The sequence below is a fragment of the Pseudomonas sp. GW822-FHT03F08 genome (genome assembly GCF_058801265.1).
The window spans coordinates 639,436-661,784 of the sequence record NZ_JBXANC010000004.1 but is presented as its reverse complement, the minus strand read 5'-3'; the positions used below and the strand labels follow the sequence as shown (position 1 = coordinate 661,784).

The following is a 22,349-nucleotide window of genomic DNA, read 5'->3' as shown; positions in this document are numbered from 1 at the left end:
AATCTTCCTTTTCCCGTGACAAGGCTCCTTCCGTAGGTTCCTGGTGCGGAGACTGCTGCCGGGGCGGCGCGTCCCCGTTCTATAGTGGGTTGGCGATTCAAGGGTGCGCGTAAATCGGCGCCGCGGCTATCGTCGAAAATGACTTCCTTGCGGTGCAAATTCCGGGCTGTTCGAAGCAGGGGGGAGGTTAGAGCGCAGGCGCCGAAGTGCCACGGCAATTGAGCGTGACCGGCGTGGGGATTTGTAAGCGGGTTATTCGCCGGGGGAGCGGGGGCTCACCCGGGAGGGGACTTTCAGAGTGCCGCCTGGCGGCTTTTGGAGGCGGAGCTGGCCAGATAGCGAGTGATCACCTCGACACCCCGATTGAGGTGCTGCTCCAGAAGCATCACCGCCTGTTGGGTGTCGCGTTCTTTAACGGCCTGCAGCAGCGCCCGGTGATCGTCCTGGGACAGTTTGCCCAGGCCCATGGCCTCGAGGTTGAAACGCAGGAAGCGTTCCTCTTCATTCAAGCCATCCTCGACCAGCCGCAGCAGTCGGCCGTTCGGGGATTTGCAGTAAAGCGCCATGTGGAACAGACGGTTGAGCCGGCCGATCTCGGTGTAGTCGTGCTCGGTTTCCAGCTCTTCGATGTAGCCGGCGGCGCGATCGTGATCGGCAGGGGTCAGCAGCGGGATCGACTGGCGCAGCGCTTCGGATTCCAGCAGGATGCGCAGCTCATAGGTTTCGGTCGCGTCACCCTGAATCAGCGGCGCCACGACGGCCCCTTTGTGCGCAACCACGCTCAGCAGGCCCTGGGCTTCCAGCTGACGCAAGGCTTCGCGCACCGGCATGCGGCTGACGCCGAACAGATCCGCCAGGTCTTGCTGGCGCACGGCGGTGCCGCACGGCAGGCGACCATCGAGGATCGCCGAGCGCAGGGTTTCTTCGATGACCGAACGCGCCAGGTGCGCGGGAATCGGGCCTTCGACTTTGATGCTGTGGAGTGGCTTGGGCTTCTGGGTCACAACTGCACACCCTGTTGACGGCTGAATTTGGATCCAAAGGACACTAGTGATTGCTCTACAGGTTGTCAAACCGTGTAGAAGAACCCTGTCATATCTGAAGTTTAGCGCGCCAGCGATGATCTCAGGGTGCCATTGTTTTTTGCTGGACTAACCTTCACCATCAAACGCCTTTCTTCCCTGCCCTGGATGCCTTGCATTGGCGGTACGTTTCGCGATCCCTCGGATTGTGCGCTGGCTTGCCTGCGCGCTGCTGCTGGCCGGCGCCATGCTGGGCGGTCTGCATGCCGATTGGGATTTTTCTGCGATCAGTCGCAAGGCTACGGCGTTGTACGGCCCTCTGGGCGCCGGACAGCAACGGATTGATGCCTGGCAGAATCTGCTGGCCACGCAGAAGCAGGTCAGCGAAATGGAAAAGCTCAAAGTGGTGAACCTGTTTTTCAACAAACAGATGCGCTACGTCGAAGATATCGACCTGTGGGGTGAAGTCGATTATTGGGAAACCCCCATCGAAGCCTTGTGGAAAGGTGCCGGCGATTGCGAAGACTATGCGATCGCCAAGTATTTCAGCCTGCGCCATCTGGGGGTGGCCAGTGACAAGTTGCGCATCACCTACGTCAAGGCCTTGCGCCAGAACCGCGCGCACATGGTCCTGACTTACTATTCCAGCCCTGACGCCATGCCACTGGTGCTCGACAGCCTGATCGACCCGATCAAGCCGGCGTCCGAGCGAACCGATTTGCTGCCGGTCTACTCTTTCAATGCCGAAGGTCTGTACCTGCCGGGAGCGAAGGGCAACAAGAAGGTCGGCGACACCAAACGTCTGTCACGCTGGCAGGATGTGTTGAAGAAAATGCAGGCCGAAGGATTCCCGGTCGAGACGACTAACTAGGAGCACGCGCTCAGATGTCCTTGTTCAAACAGCTGTTGATCGCTATCTGTCTGTTCCTGGTGGTCGCCTTCACCGGCAGCTTCATGGTCAGTCTGGAAAGCTCGCGCACCCAGTACGTCAATCAGTTGCGCTCCCACGCCCAGGACGCCGCCACGGCGCTGGCGCTGTCGCTGACGCCGAATATCGACGACCCGGCGATGGTCGAGCTGCTGGTCAGTTCGATCTTCGACAGCGGTTACTACTCGAGCATCCGCGTGGTCGATCTGAAGACCGACCAGACCATCGTCGAGCGCAACGGCATTCCGGCGGTCACCAACGTGCCGGACTGGTTCGTCAAACTGATCGGTCTGGAGCCGGCCGGTGGCGATGCGCTGGTCAGCCGTGGCTGGGAGCAGGCGGCGCGGGTCGAGGTGGTCAGCCACCCGATGTTCGCCCTGGCCAAACTCTGGCAGAGCGCTTTGGGCAGTCTTGGCTGGCTGCTGGTCTGCGGCGCGGTGAGTGCGGTGCTCGGCGCGCTGTTGCTGCGTCGACAACTGAGGCCGCTGGATTACATGGTCAAGCAATCCCACGCCATCGCCCGTCGCGAGTTCCTCAGCCTGCCGGACCTGCCGCGCACGCCTGAACTGCGTCGCGTAGTGCTGGCCATGAACCAGATGGTCGAGAAGCTCAAGGCGCTGTTCCAGGAGCAGGCCGAGCGCAGTGAAAAACTGCGCACCGAGTCCTATCAGGACAACCTCACGGGGCTGGCCAACCGGCGCTATTTCGAGATGCAACTGAACGCCCGGGTGAGCAACCCGGAGCAGGCCAGCTCCGGTTATCTGCTGTTGTTGCGGGTCAAGGACCTGGCCGGGCTGAACCAGCGCCTCGGCGGTCAGCGCACCGATGAATTGCTCAAGGCAGTTGGCGAGCAACTGTCCCGCGAGTGCGCCAAATACCCGGAAACCCAGAATCTCGTCACACGTATTCGCGGCGGTGAATTCGCCGTGCTGGCGCCGGGGCTGACGCGGGAAGAAGCGCTGCAACTGGCGCAAAGCCTCGACAGTGCGCTGAGCAGCCTGCATGCGACAGGCGCCACCGACGTGGCGGCCGTGGCCTCCATCGGCCTCGCACCGTTCGCCCACGGCGATTCGCCGCAAGCGGTGCTCAGCCTCGGCGATCAGGCACTGGCCCAGGCCGAAGGGCAGGGCGAGCAGAACTGGGCGTGTCTCGATCAGAGCCTGGTGGCGGACGTCGGTGACGATCACCACGCCTGGCATCGCCTGCTCGATCAGGCCCTGAGCCAGCGGCGTTTCGAGCTGTTCTTCCAGCCGGTAGTGGCGGCGCAGGACACGCAACTGGTGCTGCATTACAAGGTGCTGTCACGCTTGCTCGACGAGCAGGGCCAGACCATTCCCGCCGGACGCTTCCTGCCGTGGCTGGAGCGCTTTGGCTGGACCGCACGGCTGGACCGACTGATGCTCGAGCGGGTGCTGGAGCAAATGGCCGGGCATGAAAAATCCCTGGCGCTGAACCTGTCGTCGGCGACCTTGGCCGATCCACAGGCGCTGAACAAAGTCTTCGAGATTCTGCGCTCGCACTCCAATCTGGGGCCGCGTCTGACCCTGGAAATCGGCGAGGAGCAATTGCCGGAACAAGCGGTGCTGGAACAGTTGACCCGCCGCCTGCGCGAACTCGGTTTCTCCCTGAGCCTGCAACGCTTCGGCGGGCGCTTCAGCATGATCGGCAACCTGGCGCGGCTGGGGCTGGCGTACTTGAAGATCGATGGCAGCTACATTCGGGCGATCGATCAGGAAAGTGACAAACGTCTGTTCATCGAGGCGATCCAGCGTGCGGCGCACAGCATCGATCTGCCGTTGATTGCCGAGCGGGTCGAGACGGAAGGGGAATTGTCGGTGATTCGCGAGATGGGCTTGTACGGGGTTCAGGGACAGCTCTTCGGAGAGCCAAAACCCTGGTGATGAATTGTCCGTTCCCACGCATAGCGTGGGCACGGACAGTACAAAAAGATCAGATCAACCCGGTCTCTTCATCATCGATCAACTGACTCAACCCGCCCAACGCTTCCCGGGCCTGGGTACGGTCCATCAACTTGGCCTGGGCCGCCGGCGGCAGGTCGGTGACGCGGATCACGCCTTTGCTGGTCAGCACCTGAATCAGGTCGTCGAGTACCCGGATCATTTCCAGGTCGCTCTGCTTGAGCTGCTTGAGGCTGTTTTCCACCGCGGCGTTGGCAAACCAGGCCTGGATTTCATGGTGGTCGGCCGGCAGCGTTTCCGTGGCCTCGGCCCAGGCGGCAGCTTCCACGCGAACCAACTGACCCTGCGCATCGCGTTGCACGTAAAACATTGAGCATCCCTCAGAAATGAACCCGCGTCATGCTGTCAGCAGCATAGCCAACTGCGCGCGAGTATGCGGTGCGCCGACGAAATCGTCACCGGGGTGATGGGCGCAAACGTGACGGCCGCCCCATTGGGGCGGCCGTTTTGTTCACGCATCAGCTGTTGTTGTGGTCGACCTTGATGGTCGGATCGCTGCCGGCAATCAGGTTGTGAATGTTGGCAGTGGACCAGTTGTTGCCTTCCAGTTTGATCGTCACGTCCGGTGTGGCGGCTGCGGCATCACCCGAGTTGAACTTGCCGCCCGAGCTGACTTGCAGCGACGACACGCCGTCGACCGTGGTGATCTTCAGGAAGTTGTCGATGGTGCTGCCGGTCTCGCCCTGCAACAGATCACGCAGGTCGATGCGGTCGCCTTCGCTGGCCTTGAAGTCCTTGATCACGTCGTTGCCGGTGTCGCCTGCCTTCCAGACGAAGGTGTCGGCACCGGAGCCACCGATCAGGATGTCGTTGCCCGGGCCACCGATCAGCGTGTCGTTGCCGGTGCCGCCGAGCAGGATGTCATTGCCCTTGCCGCCATCGAGCAGGTCGTTGCCGCCCGAGCCGAACAGGATGTCATTGCCCGCGCCGCCCAGCAGCGTGTCGTTGCCGTCATGGGCACCGGACACATCGAACGCCTGATAGTGCTCGGTGATGTACTGGTGCACGTTGCTGGTGGTGACTTTGCTGACATCGACGCCGGTCTGCTGCGCGACGAACGCCTGCATCGCCTGGTAACCCTCGCCGGCAATGCCGTTGAAGCTCACCAGATCGCCGAACAGGATGTCGTTGCCGTCGCCGCCGCTGACGGTGTCGTTGCCCGGCATCGTCGCCTCGGTGTGGCCGATGATCGAGTTGGCCAGATCCTTGGGATCGATGTTGGTCTGCGGGTTGTGATCGCTGTCGTAAGGTTTCAGATCGTTGAGGCTGACGCCGCTGTTGATACCGATGGCCTCGACGTTCGACAGCCCGCTGAGCAGCGCGAAGCCGCTGTTGGCGTTGTCGGTGGTGGCCGACGTGGTGCTGTTGCCGCTACCCGCCAGGCTCGACAGCTCATAGGTGCCGTCGCCCTGGGCGTGGATGGTGCCGAGGCTGTTCCAGCTCCAGTTGCCGTTCTTCAGCGTTTGCAAGACCACGGCGCCGGCAGTGTTGATGCTCAGGTAGTGGGTGCTGTCGATGTAGGTGCTGAAGCTGTCGCCCAGTTTGTAGTTGCTGGTCTTCACCACGTCGTCGAGCTTCACGTTGCCGTACAGCGTCGGGTTGGTCTGCTCGCCGCTCTGGTAGTAGGTCGGCTGGCCGTCGGTGATGAAGTACGTGAGGTTCTTCGCCCCGGTGTTGGCCAGCGCTTCAGTGCTCTGGAAGAAGTTGGCCGTGGCTTTGAACACGTCTTCATAGTTGGTGCCGCCGCCGGAGGTCATCGAGTCCAGCACGGCTTTGAGCAAGGTCAGCGCATTCGGGTCGTTGAGGTTCACCGACACCGACTTGTTGACCTGGGTATCGAAGTCCACCAGGAAGATGTTCACCGTGCCCGAGTTGTTGCCCAGGCTCTGCTTGAGGGTGTTGAACACCGACGTCAGCGAGTCCTTGGCGGCGTTGATCGACGAGGCGCTCATGCTGCCGGAGCTGTCGACCATGAACGCGATGTTGTAGTTGGTGCCCGGCACCACGGTCAGGCCGCCGATGTCGGCGACCATGATGTCGTTGCCGTCGGTACCGGTGAAGGTGTCGTCACCCGAGGTGGCGACCACTGCGTTGTAGACCGCCGGCACCACGGTGACCGGAATGGTCGCGGTGGTGCTGGCCGAGCCGCCTACGGCCTCGGTGGAGGTCGAGGTCACGGTCAGGTTGAACTGGCCGTTGTAGTAGGTCGGCGGGGTCACGGTCAGGGTGCCGAGGTTCCAGCCGGTGACGTTGGCGTCGCCGCTGGTGGCGGTCACGGTGAAGCTGTGGCCTGCGCCGTCGCTGAGGACCGAACCGACCGGTGCACCGCTGATCTTGATGCTCAGGGTTTCCGAGCCGTCGGTGTCGGTCAGCGCGGTGCTGATCGACGACAGTTTCACGGTGGTGCCTTCGGCGCCGGTGTTGAGTTTGTAGCCGTCGTAATAGCCTTCGCCGTTGCTGCCGTGCAGGTCGGACACTGTCACGCCTGCGTTCACCAGATCCGTCACGCCGGTGTAGATCGGCACGCCGGCACTGCTCAGATCGATCGGCGTGCTGCCGTTGACCGACAGGTTGACGTCGTAGCTGCCCGGACCGCTCTGGTTGTGGTGGTAGATGTCCAGGGTGTAGTAGCCGCTGGTGGTCGGGGTGAACGAACCGTTGAGGTTGCCGCCCGCGCCCCACGTCGTGGACGCCACGCTCTTGCCGCCGATGGTCACCAGCAGGCTGTCATCGCCAGTACCGGTGAAGGTGTAGGTCTTGCCGGCTTCCAGATAGATCAGGCCCGAAGTCTTCGATGCGGTGCCGGCGGTCACGCTGCCGTCGGATTGCACGTTGGTCACGGTGCCGCTGGAGTTCGGTGTGCCGGCGCCGTCGATCACGTTTTTCAGCGTGGTCGAATTCGCGCCGCTGCCGTCGGTGCCCAGGCCCGACAGGCCGGTCCAGACTTCCTTGATCAACCCGGTGGACTTCACGCTGTTATCGGCAACCGACAGGGTCGGTGCATCCGCCACTGGCGTGATGTCGATCTTGATGGTGCCGGTGTTGCCCAGCAATTGGCCGTCGGTTGGCTGGAACTTGATCTGTGCGTAGTCAGCCTGGTTGTTGCCCAGACCGGTGCCGCCGTAACCGTTCACGCCCGACTCGTTGGCATCCGGCATGAAGCGCAGCTTGCCGGCGTCGATGTCGGCCTTGCTGAAGGTCTGGTTGGTGGCGACGTCTTTCCAGGTCGAACCGTCCAGATACTGCAGTTTGCCTTCGCCCGGCAGCTGGGTGATTTTCACGCCCAGGCTCGAGGCCGGGCTGTCCACGTCGCTGACGCCGAAGGTCGACCAGCCGAGAATCAGCGGGGTGTCTTCGGTACCGGTGACATTGACCGGAGCGGCGACCGGCGCGTCGTTGACCGCCACCACATTGACCGTGGTGGTGGCGACGTTGGAGTAGTTGCCGCCATCGGTCACGGTCACGGTGATGATCCGTGGCACGGTGCTCGGGTCTTCACTGCTGTTGGTGAAGCTGATGTTCTTGATCTGCTGCATGTAGTCGGCCAGCGTCGCATTGCCCGACAGGGTCAGCGTGATCGTGCCGTTGGTGCTGTTGGCATTGATGGTGATGCCGTTGACGCTGTTGCCCAGATTCAGCGCATCGCCGTCCTGACGGTTGGTCAGCACGATGGTGGCGCCGGTCAGCATGGTGCTGTCCGGGTCGGTGATCTTGATATCGGTGTCGGCAATCGACACACCCGCGCCCGGGGTGTTCTCGGTGAAGGTCACCTTGTAGTCGGCCCCGGTGGCGCCGCTGGAGTTGTTGGCGTCGAGGTCGATGACCGGTGGCGCATCGTTGTCGATGATCGAGGTGCTGACGCTGCCGTTGGTGCTGCTGACAGCGAGGTTCTCGAAGTTGCCGCCGGTGGCCGAGTCGATCTTGACCACGAAGTTCTCGGTGCCTTCGGTGATCTTGTCGTCGATGGTCGCAACGTTGAAGGTCGCTGTGCTTGCACCGGCCGGGATCTTCACGGTGTACACACCGGTGAAGTCCGAACCGTCGGCGGCGGTGCCGCTGTAGACGATTTTCAGGGTCACTTCGGTTTGCGCCGGGTGGGTCAGGCTGACGGTGTAGCTGGCGGTCTGGCCTTCGGTCACCGAGGTGCTGCCGGTAATGCTGACGGTCGTGGTGTCGATGGTGTCGGTGACGCTGGTCACCGCTGGTGTATTGCTGGTCACCAGGTTCTCGAAGTTGCCACCGGTGGCGTTGGTGATCGAGGCCTGCACGTTGCCGGCGTCCTTGTAGACGTCATCGGCTGGCGCAGGAACGGTCACGGTGCCGGTGGTCTTGCCGGCGTCGATGGTGATCACGGCGCCGTTCGACAGGGTCACGGTCACTGGCGAGCCAGCGGCGTTGGTCAGTGTTGCGGTGTAAGTGATCGAGCCACCCTCGGCCACGGTGCCGGTCGCGGTGAGCGACAGGTTGGTGGTGTCGATGGTGTCGGTGACCGTAGTCGAAACCGGCGTCTTGTCGGCCACGAGGTTTTCGTAGTTGCCGCCAGAAACGTTGGTGATCGAGTTGGTCAGCGGTGCATGGCCGGTCAGCGCGTCGTTCGGCGCGGTGGTGGTCACGGTGCCGGTGGTCTTGCCGATGTCGATCGTGATCGACTGGCCGTTGGACAGGGTCACGGTCACTGGCGAACCGGTTACAGGCGCACCCACGGTCGCGGTGTAGACAACGTTGCCACCTTCGGCCGCCGTTGTGGTCGCAGTCAGCTTCACAGTGGTGGTGTCGATGGTGTCGGTGACGCTGGTCACCGCTGGCGTGGTGCTGGTGACCAGGTTCTCGAAGTTGCCACCGCTGGCGTTGGTGATCGTGGCCTGCACGTTGCCGGCATCTTTGTAGACGTCATCGGCTGGCGCAGGAACGGTCACGGTGCCGGTGGTCTTGCCGGCGTCGATGGTGATCACGGCGCCGTTCGACAGGGTCACGGTCACTGGCGAGCCAGCGGCGTTGGTCAGCGTTGCGGTGTAAGTAATCGAGCCACCCTCGGCCACGGTGCCGGTCGCGGTGAGCGACAGGTTGGTGGTGTCGATGGTGTCGGTGACCGTAGTCGAAACCGGGGTTTTATCGGCCACGAGGTTTTCGTAGTTGCCGCCAGAAACGTTGGTGATCGCGTTGGTCAGCGGTGCATGACCGGTCAACGCATCGTTAGGCGCGGTGGTGGTCACGGTGCCAGTGGTTTTACCGATGTCGATCGTGATGGTCTGGCCATTGGACAGGGTCACAGTCACTGGCGAGCCGGTCACCGGTGCGCCGACAGTCGCGGTGTAGACAACGCTGCCACCCTCGGCCGCCGTTGTGGTCGCGGTCAGCTTCACAGTGGTGGTGTCGATGGTGTCGGTGACGCTGGTCACCGCTGGTGTGTTGCTGGTCACCAGGTTTTCGAAGTTGCCGCCCGTGGCGTTGGTGATCGTGGCCTGGACAGTGCCGGCGTCCTTGTAGACGTCATCGGCTGGCGCAGGAACGGTCACGGTGCCGGTGGTTTTACCCGCCTCGATGGTGATCACGGCGCCATTGCTCAACGTTACGGTCACCGGAGTGCCGGCAGCGTTGGTCAGTGTGGCGGTGTAGATGATCGAACCACCTTCGGCAACCGAATTGGTAGCACTCAGGGACAGGTTGGTGGTGTCGACAGTGTCGGTCACGGTGGTGCTGACCGGTGTCTTGTCGGCCACCAGATTTTCGTAGTTGCCACCGGTTACGCCGGTGATCGCATTGGTCAGCGGTGCATGACCATTCAACACGTCGTTAGGCGCAGTGGTGGTGACAGTGCCGGTGGTCTTGCCGACTTCGATGGTGATCGACTGACCGTTCGACAGGGTCACAGTCACTGGCGAGCCAGTCACCGGGGCGCCCACGGTCGCGGTGTAGGTGACAGTGCCACCTTCGGCTGCCGTCGTGGTCGCGGTCAGCTTCACGGTCGTGGTGTCGATGGTGTCGGTGACGCTGGTGACGGCTGGTGTGTTGCTGGTCACCAGGTTTTCGAAGCTGCCACCGCTGGCGTTGGTGATCGTGGCCTGCACGTTGCCGGCGTCTTTGTAGACGTCATCGGCTGGCGCAGGAACGGTCACGGTGCCAGTGGTTTTGCCGGCTTCGATAGTGATCACCGCGCCGTTGCTCAGGGTCACGGTCACTGGCGAGCCAGCGGCGTTGGTCAGGGTCGCGGTGTAGGTGATCGAGCCGCCTTCGGCCACGGTGCCGGTCGCGCTGAGCGACAGGTTGGTGGTGTCGATGGTGTCGGTGACGGTGGTCGAAACCGGGGTTTTATCGGCGACCAGGTTCTCGTAGTTGCCACCGGTCACGTTGGTGATCGCGTTGGTCAGCGGCGCGTGGCCGGTCAACACATCGTTCGGTGCGGTGGTGGTCACGGTGCCGGTGGTCTTGCCGACTTCGATGGTGATGCTCTGGCCATTCGACAGGGTCACCGTGACGGGTGAACCGGTCACAGGGGCGCCGACAGTCGCGGTGTAAGTGACCGTGCCGCCTTCAGCCACGCTGGTGGTGGCGGTCAGTTTCACGTTCGTGGTGTCGATGGTGTCAGTGACGCTGGTCACCGCTGGCGTGGTGCTGGTCACCAGGTTTTCGAAGTTGCCGCCGGTGGCGTTGCTGATCGTGGCCTGGACAGTGCCGGCATCTTTGTAGACGTCGTCGGCCGGTGCAGGAACGGTCACGGTGCCGGTGGTTTTGCCGGCTTCGATGGTGATCACGGCGCCGTTGCTCAAGGTCACGGTCACCGGAGTGCCCGCAGCGTTGGTCAATGTGGCGGTGTAGATAATCGAACCGCCCTCGGCGACCGAATTGGTGGCGCTCAAGGACAGATTGGTGGTGTCGACGGTGTCGGTCACAGTGGTGTTGACCGGTGTCTTGTCGGCTACCAGATTTTCGTAGTTGCCACCGGTCACGTTGGTGATCGCGTTGGTCAGCGGCGCGTGGCCGTTGAGCGCATCGTTTGGTGCGGTGGTGGTGACGGTGCCGGTGGTCTTGCCGACTTCGATGGTGATCGACTGACCATTGGACAGGGTCACAGTGACTGGCGAACCGGTCACAGGTGCGCCAACAGTCGCGGTGTAAGTAACGGTTCCGCCTTCAGCCGCCGACTCGGTCGCGGTGAGTTTCACCGTGGTGGTGTCGATGGTGTCGGTGACCTGGGTCACGGCCGGAACGGTGCTTGGCACCAGGTTCTCGAAGTTGCCGCCCGTGGCGTTGGTGATCGTGGCCTGGACAGTGCCGGCGTCTTTGTAGACGTCATCTGCCGGGGCTGGAACGGTCACGGTGCCGGTGGTTTTACCGGCTTCGATGGTAATCACGGCGCCGTTCGACAAGGTCACGGTGACTGGCGAGCCAGCAGCGTTGGTCAGGGTCGCGGTGTAGATGATCGAACCACCCTCGGCGACCGAATTGGTGGCGCTGAGGGTCAGGTTGGTGGTGTCGACGGTGTCGGTGACCGTGGTCGAAACCGGGGTCTTGTCGGCTACGAGGTTTTCGTAGTTGCCGCCGGTTACGCCGGTGATCGCGTTGGTCAACGGCGCGTGACCGGTCAACGCATCGTTCGGTGCGGTGGTGGTGACGGTGCCGGTGGTCTTGCCGACTTCGATGGTGATCGACTGACCGTTCGACAGCGTTACGGTCACTGGCGAACCGGTCACCGGGGCACCCACGGTTGCGGTGTAAGTGACGGTGCCGCCTTCAGCCGCCGACTCGGTCGCGGTGAGTTTCACCGTGGTGGTGTCGATGGTGTCGGTGACTTGGGTCACGGCCGGAACGGTGCTTGGCACCAGGTTCTCGAAGTTGCCGCCCGTGGCCGTCGAAATGGTCGCTTCGACTTTGCCGGCGTCCTTGTAGACGTCATCGGCCGGAGCCGCAACGGTTACGGTGCCGGTGGTCTTGCCGGCTTCGATGGTGATCACGGCGCCATTCGACAGGGTCACGGTCACCGGAGTGCCGGCCGGGTTGGTCAGCGTGGCGGTGTAGACGATCGAGCCGCCTTCGGCCACGGAGCCAGTGGCGCTCAGGGTCAGGTTGGTGGTGTCGACGGTATCGGTGACGGTGGTCGAAACCGGTGTTTTGTCGGCCACCAGATTCTCGTAGTTACCACCCGTCACGCCAGTGATCGCGTTGCTCAGTGGCGCATGGCTGTTGAGCGCATCGTTCGGCGCAGTGGTGGTCACGGTACCGGTGGTTTTACCCACTTCAATCGTGATGCTCTGACCGTTGGCCAAAGTGACAACCACAGGCGAGCCGGTGACTGGCGCGCCAACCGTCGCGGTGTAAGTGACGGTGCCGCCTTCAGCGGCCGTTTCGGAAGCGGTCAGCTTCACCGTCGTCGTATCGATGGTGTCGGTGACTTCCGTTACGGCTGGAACGGTGCTCGGAACGAGGTTCTCGAAGTTGCCACCGGTTGCATCCTTGATGGTGACTTCGATCTTGCCGGCGTCTTTGTAGACGTCGTCGGCTGGAGCGGCAACGGTCACGGTGCCCGTGGTCTTGCCGGCTTCGATGGTGATGACGGCGCCGTTCGACAGGGTCACGGTCAGCGGCGTGCCGGCCGGGTTGGTCAAGGTGGCGGTGTAAACGATCGAGCCACCCTCGGCCACGGTGCCGGTCGCGGTCAGCGACAGGTTGGTGGTGTCGACGGTGTCAGTCACGGTGGTGTTGACCGGGGTTTTGTCAGCTACGAGGTTTTCGTAGTTGCCGCCCGTTACGTCGGTGATCGCATTGGTCAGCGGTGCATGACCGTTCAACGCATCGTTCGGTGCGGTGGTGGTCACGGTGCCGGTGGTTTTGCCGACTTCGATGGTGATCGACTGACCGTTCGACAGGGTCACGGTCACTGGCGAGCCAGTCACAGGCGCGCCAACAGTCGCGGTGTAAGTGACAGTGCCACCTTCAGCCGCCGACTCGGTCGCGGTGAGTTTCACCGTGGTGGTGTCGATGGTGTCGGTGACCTGGGTTACGGCCGGAACGGTGCTTGGCACCAGGTTCTCGAAGTTACCGCCCGTGGCCGTCGAAATGGTTGCTTCGACTTTACCCGCATCTTTGTAGACGTCATCGGCCGGAGCCGGAACGCTTACGGTGCCGGTGGTTTTACCGGCTTCGATGGTAATCACCGCGCCGTTGCTCAGGGTCACGGTGACCGGCGTACCGGCTGGGTTGGTCAGGGTCGCGGTGTAGACGATCGAACCACCCTCGGCCACGGAGCCAGTGGCGCTCAGGGTCAGGTTGGTAGTGTCGACGGTGTCAGTCACGGTGGTGCTGACTGGGGTCTTGTCAGCTACGAGGTTCTCGTAATTGCCGCCCGTCACGCCAGTGATCGCGTTGGTCAGCGGCGCGTGGCCGTTGAGTGCATCGTTCGGCGCGGTGGTGGTGACGGTGCCGGTGGTCTTGCCGACTTCGATGGTGATCGACTGACCGTTCGACAGGGTCACGGTCACCGGCGAGCCAGTCACAGGCGCACCCACAGTCGCGGTGTAAGTGACGGTTCCGCCTTCAGCCGCCGACTCGGTCGCGGTGAGTTTCACCGTGGTGGTGTCGATGGTGTCGGTGACGTTGGTCACGGCTGGAACGGTGCTTGGCACCAGGTTCTCGAAACCGCCACCGGTGGCGGTCGAAATGGTCGCCTCGACTTTACCCGCATCTTTGTAGACGTCATCGGCTGGCGCAGGAACGGTCACGGTGCCAGTGGTCTTGCCGGCTTCGATGGTGATTACCGCGCCGTTCGACAGGGTCACGGTCACTGGCGTGCCGGCCGGGTTGGTCAGGGTGGCGGTGTAGACGATCGAGCCACCCTCGGCGACCGAATCGGTGGCCGTCAGGTTCAGGTTAGTCGTGTCGACGGTGTCCGACACCGAGGTGTTGGCCGGTTTGCTGTCGACCGCCAGGTTTTCGTAGTTGCCGCCGGTGGCCTTGTCGATGGTCACGCTCAGCGAGCTGCCGCCAGCCAGCGGGCTGTTCGGTGCGACGAAGTTCACGGTGCCGGTGGTTTCGCCGACGGCGATGGTGATGGTCTGGCCGTTGGACAGGGTCACGACGACCGGCGAGCCGGTCACGGGCGCCGTCACGGTCGCGGTGTAGACCACGGTTTCGCCTTCGGCGACGTTGGCGGTAGCGGTCAGCGACACGGTGGACGTGTCGATGGTGTCATTGACGGTGGTGACCGCCGGGGTGGTGCTGGTGACCAGGTTTTCGAAGTCGCCACCGGTCGCGCCCTTGATGGTCGTTTCGACGGTGCCGGCGTCCTTGTAGACGTCGTCCTTCGGTGCATCGACGGTCACGGTGCCGGTGGTTTTGCCGGCCTCGATGGTGATCACGGCGCCGTTGCTCAACGTCACGGTCACCGGGGTGCCGGCGGCGTTGGTCAGGGTCGCGGTGTAGGTGATCTGGCCACCTTCGTTGACTGCCGGCGTCGCGCTCAGGGTCAGGTTGGTGGTGTCGACGGTGTCGGTCACGGTGGTGCTGACCGGTGTCTTGTCGGCTACGAGGTTCTCGTAGTTGCCGCCGCTCACGCCAGTGATCGAGTTGGTCAGCGGTTCGTGACCGTTGAGTGCGTCGTTCGGTGCGGTGGTGGTCACGGTACCGGTGGTTTTGCCGACTTCGATGGTGATCGACTGACCGTTGGCCAGGGTCACGGTGACCGGCGAGCCAGTCACAGGTGCGCCAACCGTTGCGGTGTAGGTGACGGTGCCGCCTTCAGCTGCCGACTCGGTCGCGGTCAGTTTGACGGTCGAGGTGTCGATGGTATCGGTCACTTCGGTGACGGCCGGAACGGTGCTTGGCACCAGGTTCTCGAAGTTGCCGCCGGTGGCGCTCGAAATGGTTGCTTCGACTTTGCCTGCATCTTTGTAGACGTCATCGGCCGGTGCCGGAACGCTGACGGTGCCGGTAGTTTTGCCGGCCTCGATGGTGATCACGGCGCCGTTCGAAAGGGTCACGGTCACCGGGGTGCCGGCCGGATTGGTCAGGGTCGCGGTGTAAATGATCGAACCACCCTCGGCCACAGAACCGGTGGCGCTCAGGGTCAGGTTGGTGGTGTCGACGGTGTCGGTGACGGTGGTGCTGACCGGGGTTTTGTCAGCCACGAGGTTTTCGTAGTTGCCACCGGTTACGCCGGTGATCGAGTTGGTCAGCGGTTCGTGACCGTTGAGCGCATCGTTCGGTGCGGTGGTGGTGACGGTGCCGGTGGTCTTGCCGACTTCGATGGTGATCGACTGACCGTTGGACAGGGTCACAGTCACAGGCGAACCGGTGACAGGCGCGCCGACGGTGGCGGTGTAAGTGACGGTGCCGCCTTCAGCTGCCGATTCAGTCGCGGTCAGTTTGACCGTGGTGGTGTCGATGGTGTCGGTCACTTCGGTGACGGCCGGAACGGTGCTTGGCACTAGGTTCTCGAAGTTGCCGCCGGACGCGTCCTTGATGGTGACTTCGACTTTACCCGCGTCTTTGTAGACGTCGTCGGCCGGTGCCGGAACGCTTACGGTACCCGTGGTTTTGCCCGCTTCGATGGTGATGACGGCGCCGTTGCTCAACGTCACGGTCACCGGCGTACCGGCCGGGTTGGTCAGGGTGGCGGTGTAGACGATCGAACCGCCTTCAGCCACAGATCCGGTAGCGCTCAGCGTCAGGTTGGTAGTGTCGACGGTGTCGGTGACAGTAGTCGAAACAGGGGTTTTGTCAGCAACCAGATTCTCGTAATTGCCGCCGCTGACGCCAGTGATCGAGTTGCTCAGTGGCTCGTGACCGTTCAACGCATCGTTCGGCGCGGTGGTGGTGACGGTGCCAGTGGTCTTGCCCACTTCGATGGTGATCGACTGACCGTTGGCCAAGGTCACGGTGACCGGCGAACCAGTCACGGGTGCACCCACGGTCGCGGTGTAGGTGACGGTGCCACCTTCAGCAGCGGATTCGGTCGCGGTCAGTTTGACCGTGGTGGTGTCGATGGTGTCAGTGACTTCAGTGACGGCCGGAACGGTGCTTGGCACCAGGTTCTCGAAGTTGCCGCCGGAAGCGTCCTTGATGGTGACTTCGACTTTGCCGGCGTCTTTGTAGACGTCATCGGCAGGGGCCGGAACGGTCACGGTGCCGGTGGTTTTACCCGCTTCGATGGTGATGACGGAGCCGTTGCTCAACGTCACGGTCACCGGCGTGCCGGCCGGGTTGGTCAGGGTCGCGGTGTAAACGATCGAACCGCCTTCGGCCACCGAGCCAGTCGCGGTCAGCGACAGATTAGTGGTGTCGACAGTGTCGGTGACCGTAGTCGAAACCGGAGTTTTGTCAGCCACGAGGTTTTCGTAGTTGCCGCCGGAAACGCCAGTGATCGAGTTGCTCAGCGGTTCATGACCGTTCAACGCATCGTTCGGCGCGGTGGTGGTCACGGTACCGGTGGTTTTGCCGACTTCGATGGTGATGGTCTGGCCGTTGGCGAGGGTCACGGTCACAGGCGAACCGGTGACGGGGGCGCCAACGGTTGCGGTGTAGGTGACGGTGCCACCTTCGGCTACAGATGTATCGGCGCTCAACTTCACGGTCGAGGTGTCGATGGTATCGGTCACTTCGGTGACGGCCGGAACAGTGCTTGGCACCAGGTTTTCGAAGTTGCCGCCGGAAGCGTCCTTGATGGTCACTTCGACTTTGCCGGCGTCCTTGTAGACGTCATCGGCCGGAGCCGGAACGGTCACGGTGCCCGTGGTCTTGCCAGCTTCGATGGTGATGACGGAGCCATTGCTCAACGTCACGGTCACCGGAGTGCCGGCCGGATTGGTCAGGGTCGCGGTGTAGACGATCGAACCGCCCTCGGCCACGGAGCCAGTCGCGGTCAGCGAGAGATTGGTGGTGTCGACGGTATCGGTGACGGCGGTGCTGACCGGCGTCTTGTCGGCCACGAGGTTTTCGTAGTTGCCGCCGCTCACGCCAGTGATCGAGTTGCTCAGTGGCTCATGACCGTTCAGTGCATCGTTCGGCGCGGTGGTGGTCACGGTACCGGTGGTTTTGCCGACCTCGATGGTGATCGACTGACCATTGGCCAGGGTCACGGTGACTGGTGAACCGGTCACTGGCGCGCCCACCGTGGCGGTGTAGGTGACGGTGCCACCTTCAGCAGCGGATTCGGTCGCGGTCAGTTTGACCGTGGTGGTGTCGATAGTGTCAGTGACTTCAGTCACGGCAGGAACGGTGCTTGGCACCAGATTCTCGAAGTTGCCGCCGGACGCGTCCTTGATGGTCACTTCGACTTTTCCGGCGTCTTTGTAGACGTCATCGGCTGGTGCCGGAACCGTCACGGTGCCCGTGGTTTTACCCGCTTCGATGGTGATGACGGAGCCGTTGCTCAACGTCACGGTCACCGGCGTGCCGGCCGGGTTGGTCAGGGTCGCGGTGTAAACAATCGAGCCGCCTTCGGCCACAGAGCCAGTGGCGCTGAGGGTCAGGTTGGTGGTGTCGACAGTATCGGTCACTGTGGTGCTGACCGGAGTCTTGTCGGCCACGAGGTTTTCGTAGTTGCCGCCGCTCACACCAGTGATCGAGTTGCTCAGTGGCTCATGACCGTTCAATGCATCGTTCGGTGCCGTGGTGGTCACGGTGCCGGTGGTCTTGCCGACTTCGATGGTGATGGTCTGGCCATTGGCCAAAGTGACAGTCACTGGCGAGCCGGTCACAGGCGCGCCCACGGTCGCGGTGTAGGTGACAGTGCCACCTTCAGCAGCGGTTTCGGAAGCGGTCAGCTTCACGGTCGTCGTGTCGATGGTGTCAGTGACTTCAGTGACGGCCGGAACGGTGCTTGGCACCAGGTTCTCGAAGTTGCCGCCGGAAGTGTCCTTGATGGTCACTTCGACTTTGCCGGCATCTTTGTAGACGTCATCGGCAGGGGCTGGAACCGTCACGGTACCGGTGGTTTTACCCGCTTCAATAGTGATCACCGAGCCATTGCTCAGGGTCACGGTCACCGGCGTACCGGCCGGGTTGGTCAATGTAGCGGTGTAAACGATCGAACCACCTTCGGCCACGGAGCCGGTAGCGCTCAAGGTCAGGTTGGTGGTGTCGACGGTATCGGTCACGGTGGTGCTGACCGGCGTTTTGTCGGCCACGAGGTTTTCGTAGTTGCCGCCGGAAACGCCGGTGATCGAGTTGCTCAGCGGCGCCTGGCCGGTCAGCACATCGTTTGGCGCCGTGGTGGTGACGGTACCGGTAGTCTTGCCGACTTCTATGGTGATGGTCTGGCCGTTGGCCAAAGTGACAGTTACTGGCGATCCAGTGACCGGTGCACTCACCGTGGCGGTGTAGGTGACAGTGCCGCCTTCCGCGACCGACGTATCAGCCGTCAGTTTGACGGTCGAAGTGTCGATGGTATCGGTGACTTCGGTGACGGCCGGGACGGTGCTTGGCACCAGATTCTCGAAGTTGCCACCGGAAGCGTCCTTGATGGTCACTTCGACCTTGCCGGCGTCCTTGTAGACGTCATCGGCTGGCGCAGGAACCGTTACGGTGCCAGTTGTTTTACCGGCCTCGATGGTGATGACAGCGCCGTTGCTCAACGTCACGGTCACCGGCGTGCCTGCGGGGTTGGTCAGGGTTGCGGTGTAAACAATCGAGCCGCCTTCGGCCACAGAGCCGGTAGCGCTCAGGGTCAGGTTGGTAGTGTCGATGGTATCGGTGACGGTGGTGCTGACCGGGGTCTTGTCGGCTACGAGGTTCTCGTAGTTGCCGCCCGTTACGCCAGTGATCGAGTTGCTCAGTGGCTCATGACCGTTCAACGCATCGTTCGGCGCGGTGGTGGTCACGGTACCGGTGGTTTTGCCGACTTCGATGGTGATGGTCTGGCCGTTGGCCAAAGTGACGGTGACCGGCGAACCGGTCACTGGCGCGCCCACCGTAGCGGTATAAGTGACAGTACCGCCTTCAGCCGCCGACTCGGTCGCGGTCAGTTTGACCGTAGTGGTATCGATGGTGTCGGTGACTTCGGTGACGGCCGGAACGGTGCTCGGCACCAGGTTCTCGAAATTGCCGCCAGTGGTGCCGGTAATGCTGACTTCGACCTTGCCGGCGTCTTTATAGACGTCATCGGCTGGCGCCGGAACGGTCACAGTGCCAGTGGTTTTGCCAGCCTCGATGGTGATGACGGAGCCGTTGCTCAACGTCACGGTCACCGGGGTGCCGGCCGGATTGGTCAGGGTCGCGGTGTAGACGATCGAACCGCCTTCAGCCACGGAACCGGTAGCGCTCAGCGACAGATTGGTGGTGTCGATAGAGTCGGTGACCGTGGTGGTCGCCGGCGTTGTGTTCGGTACCAGGTTTTCGAAGTTGCCGCCGGTAGCGCCGGTAATCGTGGTGCTGACGGTGCCGCCGTTGTTGTAGACGTCATTCGGTGCGGTCGGCACGTTGACGCTGCCGCTGGTCTTGCCGGCTTCGATGGTGATGGTCGAGCCGTTCGACAGGGTGACGGTCACCGGCGTCTGTGCCGGGTTGGTCAAGGTCGCGGTGTAGGTGATCTGGCCGCCTTCGACCACGGTGCCGGTGGCTGTCAGGGTCAAACCGGTGGTGTCGATCGAGTCCACAATCGTGGTGACGGCCGGCGTCGGGTTCGGCACCAGGTTTTCGAAGTTGCCGCCGGTTGCGCCCGTAATCGTGGTAGTGACGGTGCTGCCGTTGTTATAGACGTCATTCGGCGCGGTCGGCACGTTGACGGTGCCGGTGGTCTGGCCGGCGCCGATGGTGATGGTCGAGCCGTTGGACAGGGTGACGGTGACCGGTGTCTGCGCCGGGTTGGTCAGTGTGGCGGTATAGGTGATCTGGCCACCTTCGGTGACGCTGTTGCCCGCCGTCAGGGTGACGGTGGTGGTGTCGATGGTATCGGTGACCTGGGTCACGGCCGGGGTGGTCGGCACGGTGACGGTAATGCCGTTGCCACCGGTGGTGCCGGTGACGGTCACGTTGATCTGGGTCGGGTCGTTGTAGACCGTGTCGTTCGGTGCCAGTGGCACGTTGACGGTGCCGGTGGTGGAGCCTGCCGGAATCACGATCACCGAGCCGTTGGACAGGGTGATGGTCAGGTCGGTCAGCGGCGCCTGGGTCAGGGTCGCGGTGTACACCAGCACGCCGCCGGCTTCGGTGATGGTCGGCGTGGCGCTGAGGCTCAGGGTCGAGTCGCGCAAGGCGTTGGTGGTGGTATCGGTGGTCTGGCCACCGGTGATGTTCTGGGCGGCCTGGCCACCGGAGTTGATGCCTGCGGTCGGGAAACCGATGGTCGGGTCGACACGACCCGCGGTCGCATCGAGCATCACGAAACTGTGGCCACCACCGGCAGCACCGCCAGTGCCTGCGGCGCTTGGGCCGGCAGCGGTGGCTTCAAGAGCGGTGGTCGGGTCAGCGCCGGCGGCGATGGCTTGTTGCAGTTCTGCAACGGACGGCGCGGCTTGCGCAGTGGCCTCGGCCAGATCGGTGCTGGAGTCCGGAGTGCTGGCGCTCCACTGCGTGTCGCGGCCCAGGTCCAGGGTGCGGCCATCGGCCAGTTCCAGGGACACCGCGCCGGAAACGCCGGTATCGACCTGATCACCGACGAACAAGCGGTCGCCTTCAACGAGTACGCGACGGACGCCCTCTGGGGACACCACGAAAACCTGACCGACAATGCTTTTGACGATGGCAACAACACTGCTCATTGAAGACTCTCCGGGTGTCACGTTCAGTTGACTTCCATAGACCTGATGGCTTTCTGCGCCGATTCAGTCTGGACGTACTTTTAAAAAAATGTGAATCAAGTTTGACGCTGATCTTCGTCAATATTTTGGCTAGATTCTTTCGCTATTAAGTTTATGCCAAACTATTGACCTTCTGGGAGCCATCCTAAACAATCGCCCCAGTAATGTCACATTGATATTTATGCGGCGACCTGCCTTCAGCGTGTGATCCAGTTCCGGTTTTAAACTTTCCGACATACGGTCATTCCGGTTGCCATCTTCCGACGCAGCTCGCCATTTTGCTGTGATTCAAGACAAGAAGTTCTGGGAAATCTTTACCATGCGTTCGCACCTGCTCAAGGCTCTACCCTTCGCTCTCGCCGCCTCTTTTGCACAAGCACAATCCTTACCGGAAGCCATGCAACAGGCACTGGATGTCCATCCGGAAATCCAGGCAGGGGTCAACAGTCGATTGGCTGCGGATTATCAGTTAAAGGCTGCCAAAGGTGGATACCTGCCCAAGGTCGATCTGCTCGGCGGTTATGGCCGTGAAGGCACCGACAGCGTCACCACCCGTGCCAACGGCGGCGGCAATCACTGGGAAACCCTGAACCGCGGCGAGTCGAGTGTGCGCCTGTCGCAAATGGTTTTTGACGGTTTTGCGACGTCCAGCGAAGTCGGGCGTCAACAAGCCACCGTCAACTCCCGCGCCTACTCCTTGCTGGGCACCTCCGAACGCACCGCGCTGACCGTGGCCCAGGTTTACCTGGACGTGTTGACCCGTCGCGAATTCGTGCGTCTGGCCGAGGAAAACCTCAAGAGCCACCAGCGTATCTACGACCAGATCCAGTTGCGCACCCAGCGCGGCGTCGGCAGCGGTGCCGACCTCGACCAGGCCGAAGCGCGGATGGCCCAGGCCCGCAACAATCTGCTGACCGAGCAGACCAACCTCGCCGACTCGGAAACCAACTTCCTCAGCGCTGTCGGCCAGATGCCCGATCAACTGGAGCGTCCGGCGCCGTTCATGGCGATGATGCCGGCCAACCTCAATGAAGCGCGCCAGCAGATGCTGGAAAACAGCCCGATCCTGCGCTCGGCCGAATCCGACATCGCTGCTGCCGAGAAGCAGTACGAAACCGCCAAGTCGACCTTCTACCCACGCTTCGACGCCGAACTGGGCCGCACCGCCGACAACGACCTCGACGGCCAGAACGGTCACAACAATGAATGGCAGGCGATGCTGCGCATGCGCTTCAACCTGTACTCCGGTGGCAGCAACAAGGCGGATCTGGAATCCAAGTCCTACCTGTCGAACCAGGCGCTGGACATCCGCAACAACGCCCTGCGTCAGTTGAACGAAGAACTGGGCCTGGCCTGGAACGCCTTGAACAACGCCAATGCCCAGGTGCCGATCGCTCAGCAGTACGTTGATCACAGCACCTCGGTACGCACCGCTTACCAGCGTCAGTTCAGCCTCGGCGAACGAACCCTGCTGGATTTGCTCGACAGTGAAAACGAACTGTTCACCGCTTCGCGCCGTCTGGCCGAGATCAAAAACATTCAGTTATTTACTCAGTACCGAATCAAGGCGACCATGGGCGAGTTGCTCAAGAGCCAGGGAGTGGTCGCACCGATGGCATCCGTTGTGCAGAACGACGTGAAGCCCAAGGTCCAACTGCCCGGGATGAATTGAGTTGTCCCTTTTCAACTG

6 protein-coding genes are annotated in these 22,349 nt (G+C 62.3%); 3 read left to right on the top strand and 3 right to left on the bottom strand.

Going from position 1 to position 22,349, the window contains the following annotated elements; all coding sequences use genetic code 11:
• Nucleotides 1–293 precede the first annotated feature (293 nt).
• The gene (locus tag AC1RME_RS13380) at nt 294–1,004 is read right to left on the bottom strand and encodes a GntR family transcriptional regulator (RefSeq protein WP_096823043.1); all 711 of its coding nucleotides are present in this window, start codon (nt 1,002–1,004) and stop codon (nt 294–296) included.
• Between the two features lie 196 nt (nt 1,005–1,200).
• Here AC1RME_RS13380 and lapG point away from each other — a divergent pair, with 196 nt between their 5' ends.
• Nucleotides 1,201–1,893, top strand: a complete 693-nt coding sequence (lapG, locus tag AC1RME_RS13375; protein WP_096823042.1) for a cysteine protease LapG — start codon at nt 1,201–1,203, stop codon at nt 1,891–1,893.
• 14 nt (nt 1,894–1,907) lie between these two features.
• Entirely contained in the window at nt 1,908–3,851 is a 1,944-nt protein-coding gene (lapD, locus tag AC1RME_RS13370) for a cyclic di-GMP receptor LapD (RefSeq protein WP_096823041.1), read from the top strand.
• Nucleotides 3,852–3,900: 49 nt separating this feature from the next.
• Here lapD and AC1RME_RS13365 read toward each other — a convergent pair whose 3' ends face one another.
• On the bottom strand, nt 3,901–4,239 hold the full coding sequence (locus AC1RME_RS13365) for a tryptophan synthase subunit beta (protein ID WP_096823040.1): 339 nt from the start codon (nt 4,237–4,239) through the stop codon (nt 3,901–3,903).
• Between the two features lie 148 nt (nt 4,240–4,387).
• On the bottom strand, nt 4,388–20,620 hold the full coding sequence (locus tag AC1RME_RS13360; RefSeq protein WP_493091379.1) for a LapA family giant adhesin: 16,233 nt from the start codon (nt 20,618–20,620) through the stop codon (nt 4,388–4,390).
• A gap of 358 nt (nt 20,621–20,978) precedes the next feature.
• Here AC1RME_RS13360 and AC1RME_RS13355 point away from each other — a divergent pair, with 358 nt between their 5' ends.
• Nucleotides 20,979–22,331, top strand: coding sequence for a TolC family outer membrane protein (locus AC1RME_RS13355; protein WP_096823038.1), 1,353 nt, complete (start codon nt 20,979–20,981; stop codon nt 22,329–22,331).
• Nucleotides 22,332–22,349: the final 18 nt, after the last annotated feature.

Bases quoted from the DNA above. Each gene is read 5' to 3' on its own strand.
- AC1RME_RS13360 (WP_493091379.1), bottom strand. From the start codon at position 20,620: ATGAGCAGTGTTGTTGCCATCGTCAAAAGCATTGTCGGTCAGGTTTTC.
- AC1RME_RS13355 (WP_096823038.1), top strand. From the start codon at position 20,979: ATGCGTTCGCACCTGCTCAAGGCTCTACCCTTCGCTCTCGCCGCCTCT.
- lapD (WP_096823041.1), top strand. From the start codon at position 1,908: ATGTCCTTGTTCAAACAGCTGTTGATCGCTATCTGTCTGTTCCTGGTG.
- AC1RME_RS13365 (WP_096823040.1), bottom strand. From the start codon at position 4,239: ATGTTTTACGTGCAACGCGATGCGCAGGGTCAGTTGGTTCGCGTGGAA.